Here is a 21,697-nt window from a genome sequence, read left to right as displayed (position 1 = left end):
CTCCTGTTTTGGTTCCAGCCGTGAACCTCCGAAAGAGGGCTGGAACGGTTTGAACGCGTTCATTTTCCTACCGCGCCGGTAACGGATCGCCGCCGGCGATCTTGTTGAATGTCGCGATGGCTTCGGCATCACGCGGTATCTCTTTGATCGCCTTCTCCTGTGCCTCGGGCGTCAGCGGCGTCGCGTCGTCAGCCGACAATCGTTTGAACTCTTTCAGGAACGCCGGGTCGCGAAAGGTTTTGCGCATCGCTTCGCGCCAGTGCTGCACCGCTTCCGGCGGAGTGCCCGGCGGCAAAATGTAGGGTGAGCCGACCATCCGGAAGGTGCGAAACATGGTGAGGATCTTTTTCTCGCGATCGCTTTTGGCGAACGTTTCCAGCTCGGGGAGTTTATTGAACAGCGGATGGGGGTGGCGATCCTCCTTGGGGATCTGGATGATCGCGTGAAAATTGAGCGCCCGTTTTTCAATCATATCGGCATTGCGCTGTAAGACAGTGTCGGGGATGTTGGCGCGGGCGTCGAGCTCGTTGCGGTCGATGGCAAGATCAAGCTCGGGACCGGAGAAACCAGTGACAAAGCGCGGCTCTTTGAGACCGAGGATCCAAGAGAACAAACGACCGTTAATATAGATATCGTGGCCGACGGTCTGGGCGCCGACACGAATCCCCGGCCGGACGCGCAATTTGTCGATATTATCCAAACCCAACTTGGCGCTTGTGGCGAAAACATATTGTGCCGTACTGTTGGAGGCCCCAAGATAGATGAGTTTGTCGAGGTCGTATTCGACGCCGATGGAGCCGAGAATCGCGTTGGCGACCAGCCCCGAGCCGACGTTGCCAATGGTTAAACCATCCGGTTTGGCGTTGCGGGCGACGAAGTTGGTCGCCTTGCGCCCGCCGCCGCCGGCCATGAACTGGGTGACAATAATAGGTTCGCCGGGCAGATACTTCTTCAAGAATGGAATGGCCGCTTGGACGCGCAAAGCTCCCGTGCCGCCGGGCTCGCGACCCTGGATCAACATTATGGTCTTGCCCTGAAAGTAAGGCGTCGATTGCGCACTCGCCGGCCGAGGCTGCGCCGGCCCCAGGAGAACCGCAGCGAACAGGGAGAGAAAGAACAGTCTGAGGATCATTACACCTTCCTATACCGATATGGGAGTGCGTAACCCACTAACGGTTCCCCGATTGGGAGTCAAGAAGCTAGCCAGAAAGTCGCAGAGTGCGGTTGTGGGAATTGAAACGCTGAGAACCCTAACCTCTATAGGGCTCCATATAGACCGCCGTGCCGTAGGCGAGCACTTCGGTCACACCGGGCGCAATCTCGTTGGCGTCGTAGCGCACGCCGATGATGGCGTTGGCGGCGAGCTGCGTTGCGTGGTCGATCATCAGCTTGTGCGCGTCGGCGCGGGCTTTTTCGCAAAGCTCGGTGTAAAGCGTGATGTTGCCGCCGAACAAGGTTTGGATGCTGGCGCCGATGTTGCCGACGATGCTGCGCGAGCGTACGACAATGCCGCGCACCACACCAAGATTGGTCTTGACCCGATAGCCTGGCAGCTCCTGCACTGTGGTGACCATTTTGTCTTCGATCATTACCAGCCTCTTTTAAAGCGCGCGATGTCGCGCCGGTCTTTCTTGGTTGGACGGCCATAGGAGTCGAACTCGGCTGGCCGTTCGAGCTTCATCTGCGCCGCGGCGGCTTCGCGCTTACGCACGCTTTCTTCGGTTTCATCGTAGAGCAGCTGCGCTTGTGGCGCCGGACCGCGTAGCCGAGCAACCTCTTTGACAATCACCGTCCACTCGTAGGAACCGCGCCGCACGCTGAGCGTGTCGCCGGCGCGCACAATGCGGCTTGGCTTGGCGCGATCGCCATTGATTTCAACTTTGCCGCCGCCAATGGCTTCGGCCGCCAGAGAGCGCGTCTTAAAAAAGCGCGCCGCCCAGAGCCATTTGTCGAGGCGGATCTCTTCGTCGTTTTCGTGGTCACTCATAACAATCACGGCCAGTTGAAACTTGCCAACGGACTCTCATGCAAAAGTTTGTAATTGGTGAGATCGACCTGCAGCGGCGTCACCGAAACGAATCCTTCATGCACCGCAACGCAGTCGGTGCCGTCGTCGTGGTCGAAGCCAAGATCGTCGCCGCCGATCCAATAATATTTCCCGCCGCGCGGGTCAATGCGCTCGACGATATTCTCGCTGTAGTGGCGCTTGCCCATGCGCGTGAGCTTCCAGCCTTTCAACTGATCTTTGGGCAATGGCGGAACATTCACGTTAAGCAAGGTTCCGGGCGGAATCTTCGGCCGCACTATGTGCGCCACCAGCTCGGCCATAAACTCGGCGGCGGCGCGAAAGTCAAAGTTCTCAAACGTTGCCAGCGACACGGCGATGGCCGGAATGCCGAGCAGCGTCCCCTCGATCGCCGCCGACACGGTGCCGGAATAAAGGATATCGTCGCCGAGATTGGGCCCCTTGTTGATGCCAGAGACAACCAGATCGGGCTTCACCGGCAACAAACCGGTGAGCGCCAGCTTGACACAATCCACCGGCGTGCCGTCCACCGCCAGCCGGCGCGGCCCGGCATCGAACGCGCGCAGCGGCCGATGCAGCGTCAAGGCGTGGCTCATCGAGCTCTGCGCCCGATCGGGGGCGACGGTGTAGATGTCTCCAAGCGCGGCCAGGCTTCGCTCCAGCGCGATCAACCCCTCGGATTGAATGCCGTCGTCGTTGGAAAGCAACAGGATCATTGGCGCATTGTGACAAAGTTGTTTAGTGCCGACAAGCGAAGGGCTTGCTCCCCCTGCAGGGCCGCGAAAAGCCCAAACCCATCGAAACGCGGCTTACCAAGGCCCCGCTCCTCAGGATTCTGAGTTGCGCGAATGGGCGTTAAAAAAGACGCCGGCGCTTGGGAAAAAATGGCGAGTCTACGGCGCCTATAGCTTGGAGCGCTTCGGTGCAGCTTTTAGACGAGCCGCTTGAATCTCTGCGCCAGCTTTTGCAGGATGCGCGTCAGAAGGTCGAACAGCCTTTTGAATTAATCTTGATTGGCGGCGCCGCCGCACTGTTGAGCCACGCGTTCGAACGGATCACTCAAGATTTCGATATTCTAGCCTCGGCCAATACCTTTGCGAGTCTCCAGAGAGCTGGGGCACTGAAGTTTCCCATTCAGCCAGTTGCCGACTCGTTTCTTTGCCTTCATCCGGATTATCGCCGCACGTGTAAGTATGTGCGCGAACTTTCCTTCCCGCCGCAAATCAGAGTGTACCGGCTATCGCCGTTGGACTTGGCAATTTCCAAGTTGTCGAGATTTCAGCAGGTCGATGTCGAAGATAAGGGGCGAAAAAATCAGCAGAACAACTTTACTTCGACGGCACGCAACCGCGCGAGCGTACTATACCAACCCGCGGAACACAGACTTCAATCTGCGTTTGCTGATTCGCAAGTTCTATGGCGAAAATTTCGATCCGAGGAAGGATTTGCCGAAACCACGCGGTAAGGCCTAGCGAGTTCCCTGGTTGCGGCTGAGCCGCGAGCTGCGGTATAAATTTCACTTGCTCGCAAGGAGAGTTACTCATGGCAAACGCGGAAATCGTCGCTATCGGCTCGGAACTTTTGCTCGGCCAGATCGTCGACACCAATTCAGCGTGGATGGCGCAGCGGCTGACGGCGCTCGGCGTGAATCTTTATTTTAAATCCGTCGTCGGCGACAACCCGGGGCGCATGAAAGAGGTCATCCAGCGCGCCCACGAGCGCGCCGACATCGTTATCACCAGCGGCGGCATCGGCCCGACCCAAGATGACCTGACGCGCGAGATCGTCGCCGAAGTCATGGGGCGGAAACTGATCCAGGACCCCGGCATGTTGGAACAAGTGGAAGCGCACTTCCGCCGCCGCGGCCGGCCGATGACGCCGAACAATATTCGCCAGTCCTACATGCCCGAAGGCGCCACGCCGGTGAAAAACCCCAACGGCACCGCGCCGTCCTTCGTGGTCGAAGATCAGCGCGGCATTATTTTTTCACTGCCCGGCGTACCGGTGGAAATGAAGTGGCTGTTTGAGAACGAAGTCGAGCCCTACCTGCGCAAAAAATACAACCTCGCTGAAGTCATCCACTATCGCGTGCTCAAAATCATCGGCATCGGTGAAAGCGCAGTGGACGACAAAGTCGGCCACCTGATCGCCAACTCAAGCAACCCCACCGTCGGTGTGCTCGCCCTACCCGGCCAAGTCGACGTGCGCATCGCCGCCAAAGCCGCCAACAAAGACGAAGCCAACAAAATGATCGCCCCGGTGGAAGCCGAAGTGCGCGGCTTGCTCGGCAACGCGATCTTCGCCGCCGACGAAGAAACCATGGAACATGTCACCGGCAAATTGCTGCGCGAAAAAAATAAAACCGTTGCCGTCTACGAAGACATGACCTGCGGCCAATTGGCAGAGAGAATGCAAACCGCGAGCACGGATCACTTCGGCGCCGGCTTCATCGCCAACGGCGAGAAATCTCTGCGCGCCCTGCTCGCCAACAGCCGCGCCCCACAAAACACCGACGCGTTGTTGAAGAATCCCGTGGAGCTCACCGACGAACTCGCCTTCGCGGTCCGAAAACAATCGGGCAGCGACTTCGGTCTCGCGTTGCATGCCATCCCCGACCCCGCGAGCAGCGGCATTCAGAATCTCGCGCGCGGCCAAACCTACGTTTCGCTGACTGATGGAACCAACTTTCTGCGCCGGGAAAGCATCAGCGCTGGCCGCGGTGCCTACGACCGCTCACGTATGACGCTGAATGCCATTGATTTGCTTAGAACCGCTTTGTTGGAAGGGATGAAGTAGTCCCGTCGGAATATCTCAGCAACTCGGCACGCTAGGGGGTCAGACTTTGGTTTATTGACAATCTTGAAAATTGTCGTGTTTAAAAGCCTGACCCCGACGGGTTAGGGCATATGGGGCTAGCGTGCGGGATCACATTCTACTCGCAAGCAATTTGCAATCTGCGATTTCTTTTTCGGCGACCTCTTTCGGTACCAGGGTCAAATGTGGCGTGAAATTCAGTGCGCCTGCCTGAGGACGCATGCGCACATAGTAGGTTTTCCCAGCTTCGAGTTGGAATTCGAGGCGGGCCGCTTCGGGGGTGGTCGGCAGCGCGAACAAGGTGCCGGCGACATAGGTTCTCACGGATCGGTTCAGGTCCGAGACGAGAGATAGGCTGCGCAAGGCCGTCTCGTAAGGAAAGTAACCACCGTGCAAAAGATCTGTAACAATTTGCCCGTTGACTCCGAGAAAGTAGGTTCGATCGTAGCCAAACGATTCGCCCCTCGGTCTATAGAAATAGACCAGCGCCATGTCGGCGCCGGAGACGGAGTGCGGTGAAAAGTTTGGGCCGCTCGGTCAATTGAGAACACAACCCGCAAGCAGAGTGGCGACCACACCGACCAGAGCCAGTCGAGACAACATAAAGCCTCCCGCAGCAGAATTGTTGCAGGCGCGACAACGACAACGAAACTATTGAGGCAACACCTTAGGCAGCAACTCCTCCAACCGCCGCGTTGGCTCCTGCAAGCTGTGAATCGCTTCACTCCAAAATGCTGTCTTCTCGATATCACTTCCAACTGTTCGCTTCACGACATTCTCGGCCGTATCGCTACCCGCTAGACGCAAAAACTCTTCGTATTTCGGTAGGAAGCTCGCGCCTTGCTCTTTGAACATCGCGTACAGTCCCCGACTTAGCAGATAGCCAAACGTGTACGGAAAATTGTAGAAAGTAATTCCAGTGATGTAGAAATGCAGCTTCGAAGCCCAGAAGTACGGGTCTTCGCCGCCGACTTCGAGGACGTCGCCGAGAATTTTTCGTTGCGTCTGTGCCATCAGCTCCTTCAAGCGCGAAACAATCAGCGGCCCGGCTTTGCGTTCTTCATAAAAAGCTTTTTCGAACTCATAGCGCACGGGAATATCCAACAAATAGACCGCGCCGTGGCCGGCTTCGATGTCGAGGATCATCGCCTTCTGCGCGTCACTCACAGTCGGGTCGTCGAGTATGCCGTTCATTAATACATTTCCCCCGAAGGTCGACGCGGTCTCCGCCAGCGTCATCGGATAGGCGCGCGCATAGGGGCGCAGCTCGCGCATCACGGCGCCGTGAAAGGCGTGGCCGGACTCGTGCGCCAGCGTCAGCATGTCCCCCAGAGAGTCGTTGAAGGTCATGAACACCCGCGACTCTTTGCTGAGCATGGAGCCGGTGCAATAAGCTCCCGGCCGTTTGCCGGGGCGTGGCTCCCAATCGACCCAATTCTTGCCAATCACTTGCTCCGAGAAAAATTTTCCCAGGGCGGCGTAGGCGCGACCGAACGATTCACTCACGGTCGCCTTGGCTTTGCCCCACGAGAGTCTTTCTTGATTCGGCAAATCGAGCGGCGCCCCAAGGTCATACCAGGCGATGTTTTCGCGTCCCATCGCTTTCGCTTTGAGTTTCAGAATACGCCGCGGAATATCCAAGTTGGCAAACAGCGCTTCGAACATGGCGTCGAGCGTTTTGCGCGTGATCGACGCCTGAAACAACGCGATATCGAGAAAATGCTCGACGCCACGATGCCGGTTAAGCGTCAGCCGCGCGCCGGCAATGGCATTGAGCGCGCTGGCGGCGGTGTCTTCGACCGTTTGCCACGCCGCATTGCCGCCTTCGAACGCCGCTTTACGCACACGCCGATCGGGTTTTTCCGTCAGCGAGCGGCGCTGCGCCATCGGCGTGCGCACCGACTTGCCGTCGGGAAACACCATATCGAACTCGAGCTTTGCCGAGACCGTGTCGTAAAGCCGGCCCCAGGCTTGAATGCCGTCGATGCCCAATTCCGTCGCGAGAATTTCTTTCTCCGTCGACATCGAACGGCGCGCGTCCTCGCGCAGCCGCTTGAGATAATGCTGCGCGCCGTCGAGCGCCGGCCTCGCGATGAACGAGCCGAAGAGCTGCTCGTCGCTCTCTTTGAAGGCACGCAACAGCTCGACGCGCAGCTTGCCCGCTTCGGCGCGCAAACGAACCAACGCCGCTTCTTCCTGCTGATAGGCTTCGTTGCGCGCATCGGACGAAGCCAGACAACCGATGTAAGAACCCAGATGCGACAAGCGGCGCGCCACATCTTCGGTGCGTAAAAGAACATCTTCCCACGCATCCGCGTTGTCCGCTCGCAGGACTCCCAACGTAGCTGCCTGGCGCTTCAAGGCATCCACATCACTCTGCACCGCAGCTTTAAATTGCTGCATCGCCGGACCATTAAATTCAGGAAAGTAGGTAGTTAAATCCCAAGTCATTTTGTTCTGCGTCTAGCGTCTAACGTTTGGCGTTGATTCGGATTAACCCAAGACGCGAGACGCTAAACCCTCGGCGCCGTTATATCTCCACATTTGTACCAGTCTTGCTTTCCAAAGCCTTACGATAAACCAACTGCGCCGTAGCAACGTCTTGGATCGCGATGCCCACCGACTTGTAGATCGTGATCTCGCTCGCCTTGGCACGGGCCGCCTTGGCACCCGCCAGCACCTCGCCAATTTCACCGTGGATGACATTCTCGCCAACCGATTTTTCTTTCAGCGCCAGCAATATATCGCCGCACTCCCCCATGATCGCTTCACGCGAATCGACGACGACTTTCGACTGCGCCAACGTCGCGCCGTCCAACTCACGCAAATCAGGCCGGTGCGATCCCACCGCGTTGATATGCACGCCGGGCTTTAACCATTCCGCTTTGACGATCGGCTCTTTGGCCGTTGTCACGGTCACGAGCAAATCAACCTCACGCACCGCCGCTTCAGCGCTCGCGGCAACCTCGATGGGAACACCGACCTGACGCTCCATTTCGCTCTTGATCTTTGCGGCGCTAGTTCCAGATGGGCTGTATATTTTGATCCGTTCAAGTTTCCGCACGCGCGCCAGCGCTTCGATATGCGCACGCGCCTGCACACCGGCGCCAAGAATTCCAAGCTCTGGCGCCTGGGCATTCGCCAAAACCTTGGTCGCCATCGCCGATGCGCAAGCGGTGCGAATGGTCGTGATGTAAGTCCCATCCATCGCCGCGATCATTTTGCCGGTCTCGCTGCTAAACAACATGATGGTCGCAAGTATCGCCGGCAGCCCCCGCTTGGGATTGTCCTGAAAATAAGTGACGACTTTCATGCCGAGCGCTTTGTCCTCGTTCAAGTAGCCGGGCATGCTCGTGATGCGCCCCTGAATCTGCGCCAGCGGCACCACCAAACGCACCGGCATCACCGCCTTGCCGGTGGAGTACTGCACGTGCGCTTGCTCGAGAGCGGCGATCAGTTCGTCAACGTCGATCAGGCTGGCAACTTCTTTTTCGGAGAGCAGCAACATCGATCTTTTTTAGCACGAAGACAAAGCCCTTTGGTAGCGTGGCTATTTCCAGTTGTAAAAGTCACCAGGCGGGACTATGACTGGAAATCAATCTTGGAATTCAAGAACTCATTCCCATGTCACTCACGCAAAAGTTTTCAGATCAGGTTCGCGAGCTGCGCCGAACCGATTCGGTTCTATGGATGATCGCCCTGGGCCATACGTTCACACACTGGTGCCCGGCGACTTTCTATCTACTGCTGCCGTTTTTGGTCAAAGAGATGGGGCTCAGCTACAGCCAAGCCGGCTTTCTCGTCACCATCCGCGCCGCCGCCAACCTGCTGATCAACATCCCTGCAGGCATGCTCGTCGACTTGATCGGCAAAAAAGCGCTGCTCATGGCGCTCGCGCTCGTCGCCACCGGCGTGCCCTATTTTCTCGTCGGCGTCAGCCAGAACTTTTTTTGGATCGCCCTCTTCATGGCCTTTGTCGGCGTCGGCAACTATCTTTGGCATCCGGCGGCCATCTCGACGCTTTCGGAAAAGTATCCCGACAAGCGCGGTTTCGCCATCGCGATCCATGCCATGGGGCCCAACGTCGGCGAAAGCCTGGCGCCGCTTTTTGTCGGGGTGCTGCTGCTCTACCTATCTTGGCGCAACGTGCTGTTTATCAATTTGATCCCTGGCATTGTCATCGCCTTGGTCCTGTGGAAGTTCCTTTTCGGCAAGCTCGAAAGCCGCGCCCAGTCGAAAAAAGGTCTCTCCGCCAAAGAATACTTATCGGGAATGAAGAAGCTGGCGCAGAACCCGAGCATTCTTATGCTGGTCCTGGTCGCAGGCATGCGCTCGATGACGCAGCAAGGGCTGCACACGTTTATTCCGCTCTATCTGACCAATGATTTGGGACTCTCCAGCGCCATGGCAGGGCTCTATCTATCCGTGATTCAGACCGCCGGACTCGTCGGCACGCCCATTGCCGGCAGCATTTCCGATCGCAGCGGTCGCAAGCGTGTCCTTTCCGCCGGACTGATTTCCACGAGCCTGGCCCTGATTGTGCTCGCCTATTTTCGCTTGAATTGGTTGTTCATCACGGGCCTCGCGGTCATGGGCTTCTTCCTCTACGCCGTTCGTCCGGTGATCTGGGCTTGGGTGCTCGACCTGAGCCCAAAGGAAGTGGGCGGCAGCACCGTGAGCTTCTTCTCCGGCGCTCAATCTTTGCTAAGCTCGATCGCGCCGCTGCTCTGCGGCTTCATCGCCGACCGTTGGGGGATTCTCACCGCCTTCTATTTTCTCGCCGGCACGGTATTCGTCGCCAACCTGGTGGTCCTGGCGATCCGCGAAGAAGGCAAAGAACGAGCGACATTGGTCGAAGAGCCTGCATGAAGTTCACTGCGCCGATATTGCTACGAAGAGCGCGAAGTTCGAAGAAAACATTTATTTCGCTTCTTACCTTCGTGGCCTCCTTCGAAATAGCTCGCTTAGAGTGGTGAATATTTCCTCTCCGAAGTTTTGCGTCCTTTGCGTTCTCTGCGGTTAAATTCTTTGAGTCCGATTCCGAATCCGGCGCGCAGCAGCCTTTGTGCTCCCTTGTGCTCTTTGTGTTAAAATTTCTTGCCTGGTTCGGTTGCGGCTATGCCGCGCTAGGTGCTCCGTGCTAAAAACAAATTATCGCACCAACAAAGGCAACAACTGCGCGGCATCTTTTATTTTTTCGAGCCGGTCGACCGCTTCAATCAATTTGTCGATGCGCTCATCTGGCAGCACCGCGCGCGCCATCTTGCGGAACTTGGCGCGCAGCACGTCGCGGCTCACCATGTTGAGCGGCGAGCCGGGCGGGTAGGCTTCGAAGGCTTTGTAGCTTTTGCCGTTAGTGAGCTTCACTTCCATTGTCGTGTTGTAGTTCTGATCTTTCTTGGCATTGGGATCGGCGTAGCTTTTCACTTTCTTCGCCAGCGCCAATACTTTCGGATCGGTCCACAATTTCGAGTCCATGTAATAGCTCAGGTCGTTGTCCCCTTTCAGCAAACGGATCGCCAGCGAGAACGGCAGGCTGAACTGCGCGCTGGCCGTATCGTGCGGTTCGTAAATGGCGCCGCCGTGAGACAGTGAGGTCTCGGAAATACCGACGCGGATTTCTTCGATATCCTCGGCGCGAAACTTGTGCTCGTCGGCCATCTTGGTCAGCGTGTAAATAACACCCTGCACCGTGGCGACGCAGGGGTAGAGCTTGAACCAGACGCGCATGATCTTGAAATGGCTGCCAAGGTCGTTGGTGATTTCCTCGGGTTCGATCTCATCGGCAAACACCCTCAAGAAACCGCGCTTGCCTTCGATGATCGTCGGCGGCCCGGTAAGGCCAAGTTGGGCCAGCATGGCCGATTGCACGCCGCCGCGCGCGCCGATGCCGGCGATCACGCGTTTTACTTCGCCGCCGGTCTGGTCGTATTCCATGGTGCCGCTCGAATGCATGCCGGCGATGCCATATGCGTGGAGCATTTGGTCATCGCTTAAGCGCAGCAATCTCGCTGCGGTTGCCACCGCGCCAAAGGGCGAGCCGATGCCGTGGCTATGAAAGCCGCGCTTGCCCGACGACGGCCGCACCGCGCGCAGCAGGCGATACATCACATCGCAGCCCACCACCACGGCGGCGAGAAAATCCTTGCCGCTGCAGTGCTGCTTTTCGCCCACCGCCAGCGCTGCCGGCACGGTGGCGGCGCCGAGATGACCGCCGGCAGCGAAACCGACATCGTCGAGCTCGCAGCCTTGACCGAAGGTCGCGTTGACGAAGGCGGCGTCCTGCGCCAGCACCTTGGTGCCATAATTGACTACGGTGCTTTCGCCGCGCCCGCCCATGTCGGTGACATAGCGATAGGCGATCTTGTTCCAGTCGAGAGTGGAGCCGATCAGCTCGACACCGACCTGATCGAGGATGCAGTCCTTGGCTCTTTCGATCGCCTCGGGCGGAATATCTTCGTAGCGAACGTGTGAAGTATGCTGTGCCAACCTTGCCGTGATGCCAGTTTCCATCTGCGTTTCCTCTTGCCTATCTCAGCCCAAAGATCTCTTTGAACTCTTTGTCGTAACGCGCGTAGTCCTTCGCCAGCGCGATGTCGCTGACGTAGAGCTTAATGCCCTTGCGCTGCAAGTCGTCGGGCTCGATGCCCCGGCGCGCCGAGCTGCGCCCGAAGCCGCGGAGAATCTTTTGCCCTTCTTCGGAGAGCGAAAAATCGATGAACAATCGGCCCACGTTCGGATGGGGCGCGTAGCGGCCCAATGCGATCGGCGTCACCCGGCTCACCACCGGCGTCAAGGGCAGCGACTCCACCGGCGCGCCGCGCTTCTTAGCCGCCTGGACCAAGTGATCGTAATTGTTCACCGCCAGCGGCGCTTCCCCCGAGGCCAGCACTTGAGTGATCAAAGTCCGGCCCGGGCGAAAACTCAAATCTTGTTTCGCCAAACCGCGCATCAAGCGCAGCGCCTTTTCTCGCCCCAAAATTTGAATCATGCTGGCGTACCATTCGGTCTCACGGCTGTCCATCAACATCTTGCCCTTCCACTTGGGATCGAGCAGGTCGTCTAGGCTTTTCGGCAATTCCACCGGCTTGACTAGGTGGGTGTTGTAGGCCACCACGCTGGCGTTGTGATAAGCACTGACCCAGTAACCTTCTTTATCTTTGAAGTCATCGTGAAAGGCACGCCGCTCCGGCGACTCGTGTTTCTGAAACAGATCTTCCTTGTGAATCTCGTAGAATTGAAAACTGGTTGCCGAGATCACGTCGAACAAGCGTGCGCCGCCACGGTGCTCCTGCAAGACCTTGGTGACCACTTGAGTACTGCCGAGCCGTAGCAACTTCGGCTCGACGAAGGGATACTTCTTCTGAAACGCGTGCACCAGCGCCGTGCCATCGCGGATATCGGCGGTGCTGTAGTAAACCAGCTCTTTTTCCTGCCTAGCCTTGGCGATGATTGCGTCGCGGTCTTGGGCGGAGAGCCGGCCTGCCAGGAAAATCGCGAACGCGATGATCACCGTAGAAACCAAAGATGCTGTTGGCTGATTCACGCTAACCCCTTCTATCACTCCGTAGTTATTCCCTCGCCCTGTGAAACTGTGTCGCAACGCTTAAATCGCCGGTTTTGTCATCCTGAGCGCAAGCGAAGGATCTGCTTTTCGCGCGCTTGCGTTCAGCAACGCACCCTCACCTCTAGCCTCTCCCAGAGGGAGAGGAGGCTCGGAATCAATGCATCAAACTCTCTTCGCCTTGGCATATTCTGCCGCGCTGGTTCCCGCCAATCGTCCAAACACCGCGCCTTTCATTAAGCCTGAGCCGCCAGGATAATTGTTAAAAAACGAACCGCCGGTGATTTCGCCCGCGGCAAACAACCCGCTGATCACGTTGCCGCTCGTATCTTTGACTTCGCCCTTCTCGGTGATGCCGATGCCGCCGAAAGTAAACGTAATCCCGCAGGTCACGGGAAACAAATAATACGGCGGCGTGTCCAAACGCTGCGCCCAGTTCGATTTCACCGGCGTGATCCCCTTCGTGCATTTGCCGTCATGCTTGGCTGGATCGAAGGGCGCATCGCTGACAGCATCGTTGAACGCGCTCACCGATTTCACGACATTCTCCCAGTCCAATCCTGGCAATTTCTTCGCCAGGGCTTCAATGCTGTCAGCCGAAACGTGAAAACCGCGATTGTATTCCGAGCGGAGCAGCGGGCGAGTTTTACTATCGAAGATCTGATACGCCGTGCGCCAGGGCAAACGAAGAACTTCGCGCCCGCACTTGGCATAAGTGTAGCTGAAAAAATCTTCGCCTTCGTCGACGAATCGTTTGCCGTTGATGTCGACCATGATGCCGTAGGGGTACGAATAGCGGTGCTCGTAGGCGCACTCGACGTCGGGCGCTTCGGCATCGACCAACACGGCGTGGCAGCCGCTCCAATGACCGACCGGCTGGGCGCCGTGGCCCAGCGCCATATTCAACGCTTCGCCGGTGTTGTAACGCGAGCCGCGCACCTTGACCAAATCCCAGCCGGTGCCGAGGTAGCGCGCGCGCATCTCGGGATTGGCCTCAAAGCCGCCCGCGGCGAGGACCACTGCCTTGCTTTTGAAATCGACTATGCCTTCACGCCTGCGCACATGCACACCGGCGAGCGCGCCTTTGCCATCGGCGATAAAGCCATTGGCATTGGCACCGTAGACAATCTCCACACCGTTTTTCTCCGCTGTGGGGAACAACATCTCCACCAAACCAAGGCCGCCGTCGTTGACGGAGATCACGCGGCCGGACGGAAACTTGATCCTGCCGCCAGTCTTGACCGCGTGCGTGCTCGTCGCGAGAATCCATTTGACGTTCATGTCAGTCAGCCAACGGGCGGTAGCATAAGAATTTTCCACCAAAATATTGGTCAGCTTTTTGTCCGCCGCATATTCGGTCACCTGCATGACGTCATCAAAAAAATCCGCCGTCGAATAGGTACCCGTCTCCATGTGCGAGGCTTCTTCGTCGGTCACCTGCGGCACCATCGGCCGGATGTCGTCCATGCTGCTGTAGGTAAAGCGAAAGCCGCCGCCGGAAAACCGCGTATTGCCGCCGCGTACTTCTTTGGGACATTTATCCAAGAGCAGCACATGTGCGCCGCCTTGACGCGCCGCCAGCGCCGCGGTCAAGCCGGCATTGCCGGCACCGACTACAATCACGTCGTAAGTTGTTCCTGCCATTTTCCTTCTCTCCCTTGCACCGGCTCTCAAGCCGCAACCATGCTTCCGCAAAGACTAGCAACGTTGGGCGCGTTCTCGATGACAGCGACGCTTTCTACGATGCCGGTGAGCCGGTCTTGGCCCAGCGCCCCGCGTCCGAGCCGATTAAACTTGTCCACCAGCTCTTCCCTCGTCAACGGATTTCGATAGTTGCCTTTTGGCGCGGCCAATTGGTCGCTCACTTGTCGTCCATCGTTCAGATCGATTGTCATCGCGCAGGCAAAGCGCCGCGGCCCGACTGCGTTCGGGTCGGCGATTAAATCAATCTTTCTGCCAATATCCAACATCGCGGCATCGTGCCAGAGCTTTTCATCGAGATAATTCTGCAAATCGTTGTTGCCCTTCAACAGTCTTAAGGCGAGCGAAAAGCGCAAGCTGAACTGCGCTTCGATGACTTCCTGCGGTTCGTAAATCGTGCCGCCGTGCAGCAAGATCCCTTCGTTGACGCCGGCCGTAATCTTGACGACTTGTTTGGCAGCGATTCCATTGGCGCGGATTATCTTGTCGAGCAGCTCGATGGGCGCGTGCTGGCTCGCATTTACCGGAAAGCGTTTCATCGCCGCGTGGTAGATGCCCAGATGATCGCCCACGGCCAAATCCTTGACGAGCGGCTCAACGTTGCACGCGCCGGACATCACTTTGAGAATGCCGCGCTCCCCTTCGAAAATCGTCGGCGGCCCAGTCAGCCCGACCTGCGCCAACATGGCCGAGCGCAGCCCGCCGCAGCAGGCCATGCCGTTGTGCACGCGCTTGACCTCACCGCCGCTCTGATCATATTCCATCGTCCCGCCGGCGTGACTGCCGGCAATGGCCAGCGCATGGGTCATCTGCTCGGCATCGAGCCGAAGAATTTTTCCCGCCGCAGCAGCGGCAATGAAAACACCCACAGCGCTTTGCGCGTGATAGCCGCGCCGCATCAGCTCCGGCAAGAGCGCGCGGCCGACGCGCCAGCCGACTTCGCAGCCGGCGACCAGCGCTGTGACCAGTTCTTGACCGCTCACCGGCTGCTGCTCCGCCAAAGCAAGAATCACCGGCACCGACGCCGCCCCAGGATGGCCGCCGCCCTGATCGTAGTAGTCGTCAAGCTCACAACCCTGCGCGTAGGTGCCGTTGACCAACACGGCGTCGTCGAGCGGCACCGGCTCGCCGGTTTTCACAATCCGCGCTGGCCCGCCCGATTTGTTCGCTTTGACAAACCGATAGACCGGCTGATTCCACGGCATGAGCGAGCCGATTAACTGACAGCCGAGCTGATCCAACAAAAGGTCTTTGCAGCGCGACACCGCCGCAGCCGGAATCTCGCCATACTTGAGCTGGCAAATAAATTGGGCGAGCCGCTGGGCAGCGGTTGGTTGAACATTCATGGCAATGGTTAGCGGTCGCTGGCGCCGCTCGACGGACACAGGTCGCTCAACACGCACCGCTCGCAGGCGGGTTTTCTGGCGTAGCAAACCTGTCGTCCGTGGAGAATGAGCCGGTGTGAGAAGTCGGTCCACTCTTGCGCCGGCAGAATCTTACTCAGGTCGTGTTCGACTTTGACCGGATCTTGTTGGCGCGTCAATCCCAAGCGCCGCGCCAATCGTCCGCAGTGGGTGTCGACGGCGATGCCGGGCATGACAAAGGCATGACCGCGGATGACGTTGGCGGTCTTTCTGCCGACACCGGTGAGCTTGGTTAAGTCCTCCATGGCTGACGGCACTTCGCCGCTAAAGTCTTCGACCAGCTGGCGCGCGCATCGTTGCAGCGATTTGGCTTTGGCGCGAAACAGGCCGAGGGTGCGGATGATCGCGGCGATCTCGTCGGTGGAGGCCCGCGCCATGGCGGGCGGATCGGGAAAGCGGCGGAAGAGCTCCGGGGTGACTTTATTGACCGCGGCGTCGGTGCATTGCGCCGAAAGAATCACCGCGGCGAGCAGCTCGAAATGATTTCGATGGGTCAGCAGACACTCGAGGTCCGCGTATGAGCGCCCAAGCGCGCCGGCGATGGCCAGCGCCCGCGCGCTTTTTTCTTGAAGGGTTTCGCGCCTTTTTTTTGGCGGCTGGGGTTGCTTGGTCGAAACAGTTTCCTGTTTCAACTCAGTTCCCCTTGGCGACGCGAAACGCTTTCTTGCCCGGATAGATGGCACGCTTGCCCAACTCTTCTTCGATGCGCAGGAGCTGGTTGTACTTGGCCGTGCGCTCGCCGCGGCAGGGGGCGCCGGTTTTGACCTGGCCGGCGTTGGTGGCCACCGCCAGATCGGCGATGGTGACATCTTCGGTTTCACCGGAGCGGTGCGACATCACGGTCGTGTAGCCTGCCGATTTGGCCAGCGCCATGGTTTCCAAGGTCTCGCTTAGGGAGCCGATCTGGTTCACTTTGACCAGAATCGAGTTGGCGACGCTGGAGTCGATACCCTGCTTGAGGCGAACCTTGTTGGTGACAAATAGATCGTCGCCGACGAGCTGAATCTTTTTGCCCAGCGCGTTGGTCATCATGCGCCAGCCATCCCAGTCGTCTTCGGCGAAGGCATCTTCGATGGAAAGAATCGGATACTGCCGCACCCAGTCCTCATAGAGGCGCACCATCTCGTCGCGGTTGCGCCGGCGACCGTCGGATTTCTTGAAAATGTAAATCCCTTCGCCATAAAACTCGCTGGACGCCACGTCCAACGCCAAGCCCACCTGGGTGCCCGGTTTGTAGCCTGCCTGGGTGATCGCTTCGAGCAAAAGCTCGATCGCCTCGGCATTGCTCGCCACCCGGGGCGCAAAACCGCCCTCGTCGCCGACGCTGGTCGACAGACCGCGATCGTGCAGCACTTTTTTCAAGGTCTGAAATATCTCCGCCGCGCCGCGCAGGGCCTCTTTGAAGCTCTTCATGCCGAAGGGCACAATCATGAATTCCTGAACATCGACGTTGTTGTCGGCGTGGGCGCCGCCGTTGAGCACATTGAGCATGGGCACCGGCAGGGTACGCGCCTCTTGCCCGCCCAAGTAACGGTACAGAGACAACCCCTGGGCCTTGGCTTGCGCCTGCGCCACCGCCAGGGAAACTCCCAGGATGGCATTGGCGCCCAGCTTGCCCTTGTTAGGCGAGCCGTCGAGCTTCAGCATGATTTGGTCCAGTTCGGCCTGGTTACGGGCTTCCTTGCCGCGCAGGCGGGGAGCGAGTTTGCCGTTGACATGCGCTACCGCCTTGGATACCCCCTTCCCCAAAAATCGCTTGCCGCCGTCGCGGAGCTCCACCGCCTCATGAATACCAGTCGAGGCGCCGGAGGGCACCGTGGCGCGCCCAACCACGCCGTTTTTCAGGGCCACCTCCACCTCCACCGTCGGCTGGCCCCTGGAATCCAACACCTCCCGCGCATGCACCCGACCGATTTTCATCGCAAAAACCTCCCCGTCAGATAATCAGCAAGACAAAATCATAAAATATGCTATATTGCTACTGCGCTATGGCGTTCAAGCTCCGCTTCCAACTACCGCCCAATTGGCTGCTTTACACGCTCGCCGGGCTGATCGTTTTAGTAGCCATCTACACGCTTACCGGCGACCGCGGCGCGGTTCACCTCTGGCGTCTGCGCGGCGAGAAGGCGAAACTAGACGAACAGAACTTTCGTTTACAGAGAGAAAACGAAGTCCTGGCGCAGCGCATCCGTCAGCTGCGCAACAACAATCATTATTTGGAAAAACTCGCGCGCGAGGAGTTGAATCTGGTGCGCCGGGGTGAAGTCATCTATCGCTTCCCCTCCTCGGACCCCAACAACGCACGCCGCGCGCCCGCCGAAACCCTCAGCGACTCAAGCGCGCCGGCGCACAAGAAACGTTAGAGCGGCTCTGTCTCCTACTTCTTGTCTTTGAAAACGAAGTGGTAGTACTCGTCCATATCCATCAATGAATCCAGCTCCGACTCGTCCTTGAGCCGAACCTCGATCAGCCAGCCGTCGTTATAGGGGTCTTCATTGATGATTGTCGGTTGATCTTCCAGGTGGGGATTGACCGCAAGCACGGTGCCGGTGATCGGTGAAATCAACTCGTGCACCGTCGAAACCGATTCCAGCTCGGCGAAGATTTCGCCTTCCTCGATGCGATCGCCAACATCGGGCAGCTCCACAGAAATCATCTTGCCCAGCTCGCCTTGAATGAAATTGGTCAGACCCAAGTAGACATGTTGGCCTTCGATGCCGACCCAAACATGCTGCTGACTCACTTTTACTTCTTTTTCCATGGCGTCCTTTTACTTTGCTCACTATAGGAAGTGACCAATCGGTGTCAAGACTGGAATTGACTGCCAAACGCTTGTCTTGAAATCTTGCAGCGCCTTCAGTATGCACTGACTCACAGCCTCAAGCAGTGCGCGAGAAAAAGGAAACCGTATGAACCCAAACCAATGCGCCGCGCTGATCGTCGCCGGCTTAAAAAAAGCCGGCATCGATTTCGTGGCGACCTTACCCGACGAAAAAATGCTCGAAGTGATCCGCACGGTGGAAAGCGATAAAGAGCTCAAGCATGTGCCGCTTTGCCGCGAAGAAGAAGGCATCGGCATCTGTGCCGGCGCCTATCTCGCCGGCAAGAAAACCGCGTTGATCATGCAGAACGCCGGATTCTTAAATAGCTGCAACGCCCTCACCACCACGTCGATGCAGCTGCAAATTCCCGTGCTGCTGCTGATCTACTATGCCGGCGACCGCGGCGATCGCGGCTTTACCACGCTGGGCGCAGTGACCGAGCCGGTGTTAAACGCCATGGGCATCCGCAACTACGTGCTGCGCCGCACCGAAGAGATCGACGATATTCTCAGCGGCGCCCAGGTGCTTGCCGACGACTCGAAAAAACCGGTGGCGGTGTTGCTGACCAAGTCGGTGTTAGGAGTGAAATAATGCAGCGCTACGATTATCTAAAGGTCATCGCCAACGATTGCGCCGACGCGTTGGTGGTTTCCACCGGTTGGGCGTCGCGCGAATGGTGGGCGGTGCGGCCCAGCGAAGGCAACTTGAAGACTCGCACCTTAGGACTGGTCTCCTCGGTGTCCGCCGGCCTCGCCATCGCGCTGCCGCACCGCAAAGTCGTTGCCATCGACGGCGACGGCGCCTTTCTCATGAACCTTTGCGGCCTGCCGACGATTGCCCGGCAGAGCCCGGGCAATTTTATTCATCTGCTGTTCGACAACGAGATCTACGAAGCCTCGGGCGGCACCACCACGGCGTCGTCAATCGTCGATGCCGTCACGCTCGCCCGCGGCGCCGGCTATAAAAACGCCCTGTGGGTCAAAACCCCGGAGGAGTTCCGCGCTGCGTTCATCGAGGCATGGAAGAAAAATCAGCTGACGCTGATCGCCGTCAAAGTCGACCCGGGACAGCCGCAGGACCTGCCGGCATTGAAACTCGACGAGATCGAAAACAAATATCGCTTTATGCGCTATCTCGAGGAATCGGAAAAGAAGCGGATCTTGAATCCCGGTTTCGATTCAAAACTGTAGCTAGATCTTTTCCACCACCTGGCCAGTCGATTGGCTCGTGGCAGGTTTGACAACCGCTTCGGCAACCGGCGTCTGCTCGGCGCCGGGATCTACTGGCGGCTTGCGCATCGGCCGCCGCAGTCCAGCCCTGCGCGCGTACTCAGCGCGCGAGATGCGCCCGTCGCTGTGCGGAAAGCCCAGCCAGTTCCATTGATCGGGGTGGCGGCGAATCTCTTCTTCTAGGCGCTGCGAATAAACCACCGTGGTGGCAGCTACGCTGTCGTCAAGGTTTTCTTTTTGGACCGGTGGAATCTCCGGATCGATTGTCAGGACGAATGAGTTGTCGGGCTGGCGCACCGCAAACATCGGCAGCGTGACCGCGCCGGTGCGCAACGCCAACGCGGCCGGACCGCGCGGCGCCGCGCAGGACTGGCCGAAAAAATCGATCATCACTTCGCCCGATTTGAATTCATCGGCGATCACCAAAACGATGTGATTTTGCCGCAACGCTTTGATAATGCCGCGCACCGCTTCGCGGCGCGGCTTGGCAGAAATGGTCTGAATACCGAGCTGCGCGCGGTATTGGTCGAGCAGCCGGGCGAAGCGCTGATTGCTCGGGTGTTTGACGACGACACTGAATTTGTAGCCGGCGGCGGCCAGCCGGCCGCCGATCAACGTGAAGCCGCCCAAGTGGGCGCTCAGTGCCAGCACGCCTTTGCCCTGGGCCAAGGCGCGCTGCAAATGTTCTTCGCCGTAGAGCGCGATCCGTTTGATAAACTGTTCTTTGGAGTAATGCATAACCGCGCTGGTGTCGTAAACCCCGCGGGCAAAGTTCTGCCAGGCGCGCCAAATCAGCGCTCTGCGCTGAGAGTCATCCTTGATTTCATGGCCCAGGGCGAGCGTCACGTTGGCCTCCATGCGGCTGCGGTAATTCCACAGCAGCGCAAACGTCAGCCGCCCCATGACGGCCAGGAAAGCGTTAGGAATCCATTGCGGAATCGCTGGCAGGCAGGCGACAAAAGCGCGCAGGGAATATTCGCCCAAACGATAGCGTAGGTTGTCGAAGTGCTGGGCGAAACCTTGAGCCATCCTTAATTTATGAAGTTGTTTGCCGGCCTTTTCAAGCAACAGGGCAGCAGAAAAACAAAGGCGGCGTGATGAAATTATCATCCGCCGCCTTTGGTCAGGAATTGTTCTTACTTACCGGCTGGCGGCCCGCCGCAACCGCCGCCGAGCGGGGTGCGCCACTGCGCCGCCGCGCCGGTTCTTCGGCCGCTCCGTCGTTAACGTGTAGACTTTCGCCTGCGTATGTTCTGCCAGCCGGCGTTCCTTCCATTTCAACAAACCTTGGCGAAGATAGTCGGCTTCGAAGCCCAACAAGTCGCACACGTTGGCAAACGAAAACAGCCAATCGCCGTGATCGTCTATCACCCACTCTTCGGTCTCGCGGAACAGCGTCTTGCCTTTGCCATCGCGCGCAAACAGATATTTCTGATAGCACGCCACGGCGTCCTCGAGCACCGCAAGCATAAGCTTCTTTTCCGGCTCTAAATGCAGTTTGCGCCGGAAAGTATCGAGGAACTGCTCCGGCAGCAAAGTGTCGGGCTGAAAGAGCGACGTAACCCGCTCTTCCATGCTCAATCCTGTTTCATAACTCATAAACGCCACCTCCCTATTGGGTACGGCCTGAAGTCACGACCAACAAAGCAATATTCGATCCGTGTCATGCCGCACTCGAAAGAGAAGAAGTCAACAAATCCCGGCAAGGTGTTTGTCGTAAATCGGCAATTGTTGTCCGGGTAAAAACCTCCGTGATTTTTTTCTGCACTTCGCTCCAGACACCGATCATGGTGCAGCGCGGCATTTGGTCGCAGGACACATGGGAGTCCATGCAAGCATTGACTGCAATAGGCCCTTCAATGGCCTCAATGACATCGTAGAAGGAGATCGTCTCCGCGGGCCGCGCCAGCACGTAGCCGCCATTGGCGCCGCGCTTGGACTTGATCAAACCCTTGCGCATGAGATCTTGAATGATCTTCTCCAAAAACTTCTTCGGCACTCCCTGTTCCTGGGCAATTTCCGCAATCGAGCAGCACTTCTCCGAACTCTGGCTGGCAAGATAAATCACCGCTCTAAGGCCGTAATCCACTCGCCGCGGTATCTGCATCAGGCTCATC

At 58.0% G+C, this 21,697-nt stretch carries 23 protein-coding genes; 6 read left to right on the top strand and 17 right to left on the bottom strand.

The window, feature by feature from the left end; all coding sequences use genetic code 11:
- Nucleotides 1–67: 67 nt before the first annotated feature.
- The 4 genes from FJ145_00870 to surE all read right to left on the bottom strand — a co-directional run bounded on the left by FJ145_00870 (nt 68) and on the right by surE (nt 2,742).
- On the bottom strand, nt 68–1,132 hold the full coding sequence (locus FJ145_00870) for a hypothetical protein (protein MBM4259976.1): 1,065 nt from the start codon (nt 1,130–1,132) through the stop codon (nt 68–70).
- A gap of 118 nt (nt 1,133–1,250) precedes the next feature.
- The gene (locus FJ145_00865; GenBank protein MBM4259975.1) at nt 1,251–1,589 is read right to left on the bottom strand and encodes a YbjQ family protein; all 339 of its coding nucleotides are present in this window, start codon (nt 1,587–1,589) and stop codon (nt 1,251–1,253) included.
- A complete protein-coding gene (locus FJ145_00860) occupies nt 1,589–1,987 on the bottom strand; it encodes a hypothetical protein (protein MBM4259974.1) in 399 nt (132 codons plus the stop codon). Before FJ145_00860 ends, FJ145_00865 begins: the two co-directional genes overlap by 1 nt.
- Before the next feature lie 5 nt (nt 1,988–1,992).
- On the bottom strand, nt 1,993–2,742 hold the full coding sequence (gene surE / locus FJ145_00855) for a 5'/3'-nucleotidase SurE (protein ID MBM4259973.1): 750 nt from the start codon (nt 2,740–2,742) through the stop codon (nt 1,993–1,995).
- Between the two features lie 206 nt (nt 2,743–2,948).
- Between surE and FJ145_00850 the strand changes: the two genes are divergently transcribed.
- Both FJ145_00850 and FJ145_00845 read left to right on the top strand, forming a co-directional pair.
- Nucleotides 2,949–3,491: a hypothetical protein gene (locus FJ145_00850; GenBank protein ID MBM4259972.1), complete on the top strand. Its 543-nt coding sequence runs from the start codon at nt 2,949–2,951 to the stop codon at nt 3,489–3,491.
- 77 nt (nt 3,492–3,568) lie between these two features.
- On the top strand, nt 3,569–4,822 hold the full coding sequence (locus FJ145_00845; GenBank protein ID MBM4259971.1) for a CinA family nicotinamide mononucleotide deamidase-related protein: 1,254 nt from the start codon (nt 3,569–3,571) through the stop codon (nt 4,820–4,822).
- Between the two features lie 129 nt (nt 4,823–4,951).
- Here FJ145_00845 and FJ145_00840 read toward each other — a convergent pair whose 3' ends face one another.
- The 3 genes from FJ145_00840 to FJ145_00830 all read right to left on the bottom strand — a co-directional run bounded on the left by FJ145_00840 (nt 4,952) and on the right by FJ145_00830 (nt 8,348).
- Nucleotides 4,952–5,332 (bottom strand): hypothetical protein, encoded by a 381-nt coding sequence (locus FJ145_00840; GenBank protein ID MBM4259970.1) that lies wholly within the window; start codon nt 5,330–5,332, stop codon nt 4,952–4,954.
- A gap of 159 nt (nt 5,333–5,491) precedes the next feature.
- On the bottom strand, nt 5,492–7,291 hold the full coding sequence (locus FJ145_00835; GenBank protein MBM4259969.1) for a M3 family oligoendopeptidase: 1,800 nt from the start codon (nt 7,289–7,291) through the stop codon (nt 5,492–5,494).
- 79 nt (nt 7,292–7,370) lie between these two features.
- Nucleotides 7,371–8,348 (bottom strand): ornithine cyclodeaminase family protein, encoded by a 978-nt coding sequence (locus tag FJ145_00830; GenBank protein MBM4259968.1) that lies wholly within the window; start codon nt 8,346–8,348, stop codon nt 7,371–7,373.
- Nucleotides 8,349–8,464: 116 nt separating this feature from the next.
- Between FJ145_00830 and FJ145_00825 the strand changes: the two genes are divergently transcribed.
- The gene (locus FJ145_00825) at nt 8,465–9,709 is read left to right on the top strand and encodes an MFS transporter (protein ID MBM4259967.1); all 1,245 of its coding nucleotides are present in this window, start codon (nt 8,465–8,467) and stop codon (nt 9,707–9,709) included.
- Nucleotides 9,710–9,991: 282 nt separating this feature from the next.
- On the opposite strand, the gene FJ145_00820 is transcribed toward FJ145_00825, so the two are convergent.
- From FJ145_00820 to FJ145_00795, 6 genes are all read right to left on the bottom strand, one after another.
- Nucleotides 9,992–11,353: an MmgE/PrpD family protein gene (locus FJ145_00820; protein ID MBM4259966.1), complete on the bottom strand. Its 1,362-nt coding sequence runs from the start codon at nt 11,351–11,353 to the stop codon at nt 9,992–9,994.
- 16 nt (nt 11,354–11,369) lie between these two features.
- A complete protein-coding gene (locus FJ145_00815; GenBank protein ID MBM4259965.1) occupies nt 11,370–12,443 on the bottom strand; it encodes an extracellular solute-binding protein in 1,074 nt (357 codons plus the stop codon).
- A gap of 126 nt (nt 12,444–12,569) precedes the next feature.
- Nucleotides 12,570–14,048 (bottom strand): FAD-dependent oxidoreductase, encoded by a 1,479-nt coding sequence (locus FJ145_00810; GenBank protein MBM4259964.1) that lies wholly within the window; start codon nt 14,046–14,048, stop codon nt 12,570–12,572.
- A 26-nt stretch (nt 14,049–14,074) separates the two neighbouring features.
- Nucleotides 14,075–15,451, bottom strand: a complete 1,377-nt coding sequence (locus tag FJ145_00805) for an MmgE/PrpD family protein (GenBank protein ID MBM4259963.1) — start codon at nt 15,449–15,451, stop codon at nt 14,075–14,077.
- An 8-nt stretch (nt 15,452–15,459) separates the two neighbouring features.
- Nucleotides 15,460–16,161 carry an endonuclease III gene (nth, locus tag FJ145_00800; GenBank protein ID MBM4259962.1) on the bottom strand — a complete coding sequence of 234 codons (702 nt, stop codon included), beginning with the start codon at nt 16,159–16,161 and terminating at the stop codon, nt 15,460–15,462.
- Nucleotide 16,162: 1 nt separating this feature from the next.
- The gene (locus tag FJ145_00795; protein ID MBM4259961.1) at nt 16,163–17,449 is read right to left on the bottom strand and encodes a phosphopyruvate hydratase; all 1,287 of its coding nucleotides are present in this window, start codon (nt 17,447–17,449) and stop codon (nt 16,163–16,165) included.
- 47 nt (nt 17,450–17,496) lie between these two features.
- Between FJ145_00795 and FJ145_00790 the strand changes: the two genes are divergently transcribed.
- Complete coding sequence (locus FJ145_00790; GenBank protein ID MBM4259960.1) at nt 17,497–17,892, top strand: septum formation initiator family protein; 396 nt, start codon at nt 17,497–17,499, stop codon at nt 17,890–17,892.
- A gap of 14 nt (nt 17,893–17,906) precedes the next feature.
- On the opposite strand, the gene gcvH is transcribed toward FJ145_00790, so the two are convergent.
- Nucleotides 17,907–18,290: a glycine cleavage system protein GcvH gene (gene gcvH, locus FJ145_00785; GenBank protein MBM4259959.1), complete on the bottom strand. Its 384-nt coding sequence runs from the start codon at nt 18,288–18,290 to the stop codon at nt 17,907–17,909.
- A 148-nt stretch (nt 18,291–18,438) separates the two neighbouring features.
- Between gcvH and FJ145_00780 the strand changes: the two genes are divergently transcribed.
- Together FJ145_00780 and FJ145_00775 are read left to right on the top strand one after the other, a co-directional pair.
- Nucleotides 18,439–18,942, top strand: a complete 504-nt coding sequence (locus FJ145_00780; GenBank protein MBM4259958.1) for a sulfopyruvate decarboxylase subunit alpha — start codon at nt 18,439–18,441, stop codon at nt 18,940–18,942.
- Nucleotides 18,942–19,541, top strand: a complete 600-nt coding sequence (locus FJ145_00775) for a hypothetical protein (protein ID MBM4259957.1) — start codon at nt 18,942–18,944, stop codon at nt 19,539–19,541. Before FJ145_00780 ends, FJ145_00775 begins: the two co-directional genes overlap by 1 nt.
- On the opposite strand, the gene FJ145_00770 is transcribed toward FJ145_00775, so the two are convergent.
- The 3 genes from FJ145_00770 to FJ145_00760 form a co-directional block, all read right to left on the bottom strand.
- Nucleotides 19,542–20,690 (bottom strand): lysophospholipid acyltransferase family protein, encoded by a 1,149-nt coding sequence (locus FJ145_00770; GenBank protein ID MBM4259956.1) that lies wholly within the window; start codon nt 20,688–20,690, stop codon nt 19,542–19,544. It lies immediately after the preceding gene.
- Nucleotides 20,691–20,720: 30 nt separating this feature from the next.
- Nucleotides 20,721–21,179: a hypothetical protein gene (locus FJ145_00765; protein ID MBM4259955.1), complete on the bottom strand. Its 459-nt coding sequence runs from the start codon at nt 21,177–21,179 to the stop codon at nt 20,721–20,723.
- Between the two features lie 64 nt (nt 21,180–21,243).
- Nucleotides 21,244–21,696: an Rrf2 family transcriptional regulator gene (locus FJ145_00760; GenBank protein ID MBM4259954.1), complete on the bottom strand. Its 453-nt coding sequence runs from the start codon at nt 21,694–21,696 to the stop codon at nt 21,244–21,246.
- Nucleotide 21,697 lies beyond the last annotated feature (1 nt).

The organism is Deltaproteobacteria bacterium, assembly GCA_016874755.1.
Classification (GTDB): domain Bacteria; phylum Desulfobacterota; class Binatia; order UBA9968; family UBA9968; genus DP-20.
Note: the sequence above shows the minus strand (reverse complement) of the source record. Positions and strands in the feature narration are given on the sequence as shown.

Excerpts from the sequence above, each read along its gene's own strand:
- FJ145_00780 (MBM4259958.1), top strand. The coding sequence starts at position 18,439 with ATGAACCCAAACCAATGCGCCGCGCTGATCGTCGCCGGCTTAAAAAAA.
- FJ145_00830 (MBM4259968.1), bottom strand. The coding sequence starts at position 8,348 with ATGTTGCTGCTCTCCGAAAAAGAAGTTGCCAGCCTGATCGACGTTGAC.
- FJ145_00790 (MBM4259960.1), top strand. The coding sequence starts at position 17,497 with ATGCTATATTGCTACTGCGCTATGGCGTTCAAGCTCCGCTTCCAACTA.
- FJ145_00845 (MBM4259971.1), top strand. The coding sequence starts at position 3,569 with ATGGCAAACGCGGAAATCGTCGCTATCGGCTCGGAACTTTTGCTCGGC.
- gcvH (MBM4259959.1), bottom strand. The coding sequence starts at position 18,290 with ATGGAAAAAGAAGTAAAAGTGAGTCAGCAGCATGTTTGGGTCGGCATC.
- FJ145_00805 (MBM4259963.1), bottom strand. The coding sequence starts at position 15,451 with ATGAATGTTCAACCAACCGCTGCCCAGCGGCTCGCCCAATTTATTTGC.
- FJ145_00810 (MBM4259964.1), bottom strand. The coding sequence starts at position 14,048 with ATGGCAGGAACAACTTACGACGTGATTGTAGTCGGTGCCGGCAATGCC.
- FJ145_00865 (MBM4259975.1), bottom strand. The coding sequence starts at position 1,589 with ATGATCGAAGACAAAATGGTCACCACAGTGCAGGAGCTGCCAGGCTAT.
- FJ145_00770 (MBM4259956.1), bottom strand. The coding sequence starts at position 20,690 with ATGATAATTTCATCACGCCGCCTTTGTTTTTCTGCTGCCCTGTTGCTT.
- FJ145_00835 (MBM4259969.1), bottom strand. The coding sequence starts at position 7,291 with ATGACTTGGGATTTAACTACCTACTTTCCTGAATTTAATGGTCCGGCG.
- surE (MBM4259973.1), bottom strand. The coding sequence starts at position 2,742 with ATGATCCTGTTGCTTTCCAACGACGACGGCATTCAATCCGAGGGGTTG.
- FJ145_00795 (MBM4259961.1), bottom strand. The coding sequence starts at position 17,449 with ATGAAAATCGGTCGGGTGCATGCGCGGGAGGTGTTGGATTCCAGGGGC.
- FJ145_00775 (MBM4259957.1), top strand. The coding sequence starts at position 18,942 with ATGCAGCGCTACGATTATCTAAAGGTCATCGCCAACGATTGCGCCGAC.
- FJ145_00765 (MBM4259955.1), bottom strand. The coding sequence starts at position 21,179 with ATGAGTTATGAAACAGGATTGAGCATGGAAGAGCGGGTTACGTCGCTC.
- FJ145_00820 (MBM4259966.1), bottom strand. The coding sequence starts at position 11,353 with ATGGAAACTGGCATCACGGCAAGGTTGGCACAGCATACTTCACACGTT.
- FJ145_00760 (MBM4259954.1), bottom strand. The coding sequence starts at position 21,696 with ATGAGCCTGATGCAGATACCGCGGCGAGTGGATTACGGCCTTAGAGCG.
- FJ145_00825 (MBM4259967.1), top strand. The coding sequence starts at position 8,465 with ATGTCACTCACGCAAAAGTTTTCAGATCAGGTTCGCGAGCTGCGCCGA.
- FJ145_00840 (MBM4259970.1), bottom strand. The coding sequence starts at position 5,332 with ATGGCGCTGGTCTATTTCTATAGACCGAGGGGCGAATCGTTTGGCTAC.
- FJ145_00860 (MBM4259974.1), bottom strand. The coding sequence starts at position 1,987 with ATGAGTGACCACGAAAACGACGAAGAGATCCGCCTCGACAAATGGCTC.
- FJ145_00870 (MBM4259976.1), bottom strand. The coding sequence starts at position 1,132 with ATGATCCTCAGACTGTTCTTTCTCTCCCTGTTCGCTGCGGTTCTCCTG.